Source organism: Undibacterium sp. Di27W (genome assembly GCF_049340345.1).
Taxonomy (GTDB): domain Bacteria; phylum Pseudomonadota; class Gammaproteobacteria; order Burkholderiales; family Burkholderiaceae_D; genus Undibacterium.
Genome location: NZ_JBMPOS010000047.1, coordinates 1 through 5,041 on the forward strand (window position 1 = coordinate 1; position 5,041 = coordinate 5,041).

Annotated in this window: 1 protein-coding gene; it reads right to left on the reverse strand. The window is 51.5% G+C overall.

Going from position 1 to position 5,041, the window contains the following annotated elements:
* Positions 1–5,041: DUF4214 domain-containing protein (locus ACO0LF_RS30995; RefSeq protein WP_423021199.1), on the reverse strand; the 5,041-nt coding region annotated here is incomplete at both ends.

Below are 5,041 nucleotides of genomic sequence, written 5' to 3' on the forward strand. Positions count from 1 at the left end.
CGTTCCAATTGGCTATTGGCGGTGTAACGCCTTTGGTCGATGATCATGCCATCACGGGTGGTGGTGTCTAATCGTCCTATGATGTCATAGCGATAAGTTTCGTCTACATAGCCGCTGGCCGGGTTACTTGCACCGACGACGATTTTTTTGGTATAGCTGCGGTCGAGGGTGCGGCGCCCTTCTCCATCATAGGCAAACTGGTGACCCTGGGTGTCGCTGATGGCGATGTCATAGATTTCCTGGCCTTGGCCGTCGACAGCGCTACTCTTATTGATACCGTCAGCGATGAGCTGACGATTCAGGGCGTCATAGGTGTTGTAGGTGACTTTGTGCTGTACCTGACTATTGATGAGGTTGCCACCGGTGGTGTTGACGACTTTGCCATCTTCAAGTTTGGCATTGGTGTCGCTGACATAGGTGCTGTCTACCTTGATGCGGTTGCCATTGCTGTCGTAGCTGTACATCAACAGGTAGCGGCCGGTTTCGACTTTTGTTAAGCGCCCCAGTTTGTCATAGGTGAGGTGGTTGTCTTGCAGGACGTCGATGACCTTGCCTTCAGCATTGAGGCGGGTGACGCTTTCTGTCAGGCGATTGCCAGCAACGTCGTATTGATAGACGGTGTTGGTATTGGTGACAACATCGCTGATGGAAGCGACCTGACCTAACTGGTTGTAGATGGTAAAGATATTCTTTTTATAAGCGCCATCACCATATTCTTGCCCTACCTGGTTGTAGTAATTGTAGGCGTAAAGGGTTTTATGGCCACCAAGGTCGGTTTTGCTGATCAAACGGCCAGTGGCGATGTCGTAGACCCAGTTCTTTTGCCCGCCGACGGCATCTGTTTCATTGATCTGGTGGTTCAGGGCATCAAAGCGGCTGGTGGTCTGGCCACCCTCACTGGTCTTGGTATGTGATGCATTGTCGGCTTTGATAATATTGCCACGCAGGTCATACCAGGTGCGCAGAATGCCACCTTCTGCATCTGTGGTTTGGATGCGGCGGCCCAATTCATCATACTGGTAAAGGGTGGTCAGACCGTCGACTCGTGAAAGTGATTCCTTTCTATCAGGTATGCTATTGGTTTCAGCATCTTCATGCAGGTCTCCGGCATGATAGACATCAATCTTGCCTGCCAGCCCTGACTGGGTTTGTGAGGTGACACGGCCAAGTAAGTCGTAGCCATAGGCAGTGATGACATTGGTGGCGTCAATGAATTTGGTGTGGTCGCCATAGCCATTGTAGTCATGGTGGGCGACACTGCCATCTGCACGGTGTTCTTCCAGCACATGGCCGCTGGCATCAAGGATATTGAAGCTGAGGTTGCCATTGCCATCGATGGCACCGATGTGCTGACCGAGGCTGTTGTAGGCGTCTGTGGTTTTGATGTCTTTGAGACCGTCATTACGCGTGGTTTCGAGCAGGCGGTTGTCACTATCATAGTGGTAGTTTGTTACCCAGGCGGCATTGCGCACATCGGTGGTGTTGAGGACATTGCCCCAGCGGTCATTGGTTTGCAGGATGCTGTTGTGGCCCAGCGGTGCGACAGGCGTGACGATGGCACCTGCATCGACCTTGAGTGTAGGTACCCAGCTGGTGTCCCCAGCCTTGGGGATATCCTTGGCAATGACGATGTCACCCATGGCTTTGAGGGCTGCACTATCCGCTGCTATGGCCAGGCCTGCAGCGACCGCTGCTGCGCTGGTGAGGCCATCAAGGATACTTTGGTCGGCAGAGCCAGTGCTGTTGAGCTTGTTTTGTTCCAAAACCGCCAAATGGTTGAGGGCCGACGAGAGTTTTTCTGCAAAGGTTTTTTGATTGAGTCTGAACTGCATTTGGACAACAGGGCTGCCGCTATTGCTGCTGGCGCTGTTTTGTATGTCATACAGGATGGCGGTAATGACTTCTGCTCGCGATTGCGTCGTGAGCTTGCCTAACCAATAGACAAGGCCAGCCGCATCTGGTGCCTGACCAAAGGCATTATTGTAGATTTTTTTGATGAAGTCGCTATTGTCAGCGAGTTTATAGGGCTCCAGAGTATGATCGGTGTCACCACTGATGATGTTTTGTACGAACATGACGCGGTCGGCCAGGGGGGCATTGATGGCTGGCACGCGCTGTGCCCAGTAGTCAAAACCTTTGAGGTCGGCTTCGATGCCAAACATCATGATGAACAAGCTGGCGACCTGGCTGCGGGCATAGGCCGCTGGTGAGGTACTCAGGGCGGCGTTGATGCCCGCAGTGGCATTGTCGGCGGTGACGTTGGTGAACAGGGTGGCGGCTATCTCGGGTGATTCACCTTTCATGGTCAGGGCATAAGTCAGGCCTACGGCAGTTTTGTTGGCCAGCATTTGCTGGCGGTTCAAGCCGGGGATGTCGCTATCCTGATTGCTGATGACTTCGTTGAGTATCTGCTCTACCACTTGGCCACGGGTTTTTACACCGGTTTGCAGATCGGTGAGGTGTTTGCCTGCGCGTTGGGCATCTGTGTTACCCAAATTGGTATACAGACGTGCCAGGAAATCGCTGTCACTGATGCCTGGTGGCATATCAGCAGGTTTGGCACCCGCCAGCATTTGCTGGGCTGTGAGGGCAAGATTATTATTGCTGGCGGCAGCTTTGCTCCAAACATCCAGGCCACTTGCCTCTGGGGCACGGTTAAATAGCAAAGCGTACAGTTGGGCAATCTGTTTTTGCTGCGCTGTGGCGGCCACGGTCGGGGCCGTAGTCATGCCTAATACACCGCCGGTGTTAAGGTGGGCAGCACCGGAAGCTTTTGTGGCTGCGTCCAGATCGTCCTGGGCAGTCTTGAGGGCTTTGGCCTGCTTGCCTGCATTGTCTGCTTTCCAACTGAGATCAATGTTTTGGAATTCAGCAAACTTGTTCATCAAACCAGTGATGTTTTGATCGAAGTACTTGCGGCTGGCAAAGGCCGTGGCATTGCCAGGCACGGCGCCCAGCACACCTTGCAGGATGTCCAGGAAAACATTGCCTTTGACGGTATCGTTGTTAGCCTGGCGACCGGTATTGAGGTTAGCTGCCCATGTTGATTGGTAGCCATCATAGTCGGTACGCGCCAGGGCGCCACGATATATCTGGTTGATGAGCGCATCACTGCTTTGCCCATCACCACCAAGGTAGGTATACAGTTTACCGGCAGCACTAGGCAAGCTGTCTTGACCGCTAGCAATGCTGTCTATCAAAGAGCTCAGTTTGGCCCAGTCACTAAAGACCATGGATGTGCTGTTGCGCATCAAGAACATGACTTGCAAGAGCTTGGCTATATTGTCTGCTTTGGTCGAGGCACTTGGCGACAGGGGGGAGACTGTACCACCGCTGGCGATGACGGCATCTGAATAGGTTTTATACTTGTTAGCAGCATCGAGAGCATAGCCACCAGCAATGTTTGTTTTATTTTTGTATTCGGCAACGGCATTGCTGGCTGCACGATCAACACCTTGCTGGACGGCACTCATGAAGAGGCGGCGCGCATCCAGTGCAGCAGAACTTGTTGTTGCATCAAACTGCACAGAATAAATCAGTGCCAGGAAGATCTGGCCTTTTGCGGTACCAGACGTCGAGGCACTACTTAATTGGCTAGCCCAATAATTGATACCTGCTGTGTCATTGTCGGCATGATGCAAATTGACGTTGTAGATCATTTCAAAGAGCTGCACTGGTGTTTTACTATCCAGCGGGGGGCTGACTCTGGTGTCGTGGTACATGCTGGTTGCCACTGCATCGAGTGACATGCCACCATTCATTTGTTTGATCCAGTAAGCCAATCCATCTGACTGCGGGTCTACGCGGTTAAACAGCAGCACATACAACTGTGTCAGTTCTTTGAGCCTTATATCACTGGCCGCACGTATGACGGTAAGGTCATCATAGGCATCATCGGCACGTTTTTGTGCATCGGTAGCAATACCCTGGGCAATGTTGTAGGTACTGAGCTTGGCATTGATGTCACTGGTGGCGGCACCAGAAGGTGGTGTACCAGCAGACGCCAGCGCACTCACCAGGTCTTGTGCACTTTGTGCTGCACCAACAGCCTTTCTATATTCATCGGCAGCAGTACTTGCAGCACTATAAGCGTTAGTGCTTGTTCTGACTGCATCGTCAAGATTGCGAACGGCTTGGTCATAATCGTTTTTTGCCTGGATAGAATCGGGGGCGCGACTGAGCGTTGCCTGCGCATCAAGCAGGTTTTGGTTGGCGCCTTTTTCATATCCTTTTACGTCGTCGTAATGGTCAGATGCGGCTTTGAGCTTGTCCAGTGCGGGCTGGAATGCTGCATTCATCACTTTATTGATGTTGAAGTTCAAGAAATCTTTGCCTGCCTGGCCATTGCTGCCGGTCGCATTCATCACACCCGTAAAGAAATTAAAAAACAGCATCCCAAGTGAATTAGGTGTATCAGTCGCCCGACTCATATCACCTGCCCAATAGTCGATGCCAGCGTAAATTTCACCATCATAGCGCCCAAGAGCATTGTGATAGCTGCGGGTAAACAGGGCACTAGGGCTCAAACTTCTGGTGTAGGAATCGCTACCTTTATAGATGTTGTAAGCGAAGACTTGTGGACTGTCGCCACGACGGAGATCATTAATCCAGTAGTTAATTTCATTCTGAGCCGGGAACCTGCCCAAGATGATGGCGAAATACTGGTATATCTGTCTAATATACCCACTATCACTGGAGTTGCTCGCCGCATTCGCTGCCTGCACTTCTTTTTCAGCGTCTGTCTTGGCTTGCAGAGCAACTTTGGATGCATCTGACGCAGCGTTATACTGATTTTGGCGTAAGACAAGATTGTCTTTTGCGCGCTGGAGGTTATCTGCGATTTCATCCCAATCACGTTTTTTGAGATTGACCATGAACTGCATTTGTCCGATGTTGCCTACAGAATTGTTGTAGTCTAAATCACGACTGTCCTTGACTTGCTTGGCTGTTGCTTCTGCGCTTTTTTTCTCACGCAGGTCGTTGAGCGCCCAATTTAGCTTTTGTTGATTTGCCAGTGAGTTATCAACGGCAATCGCGGCAG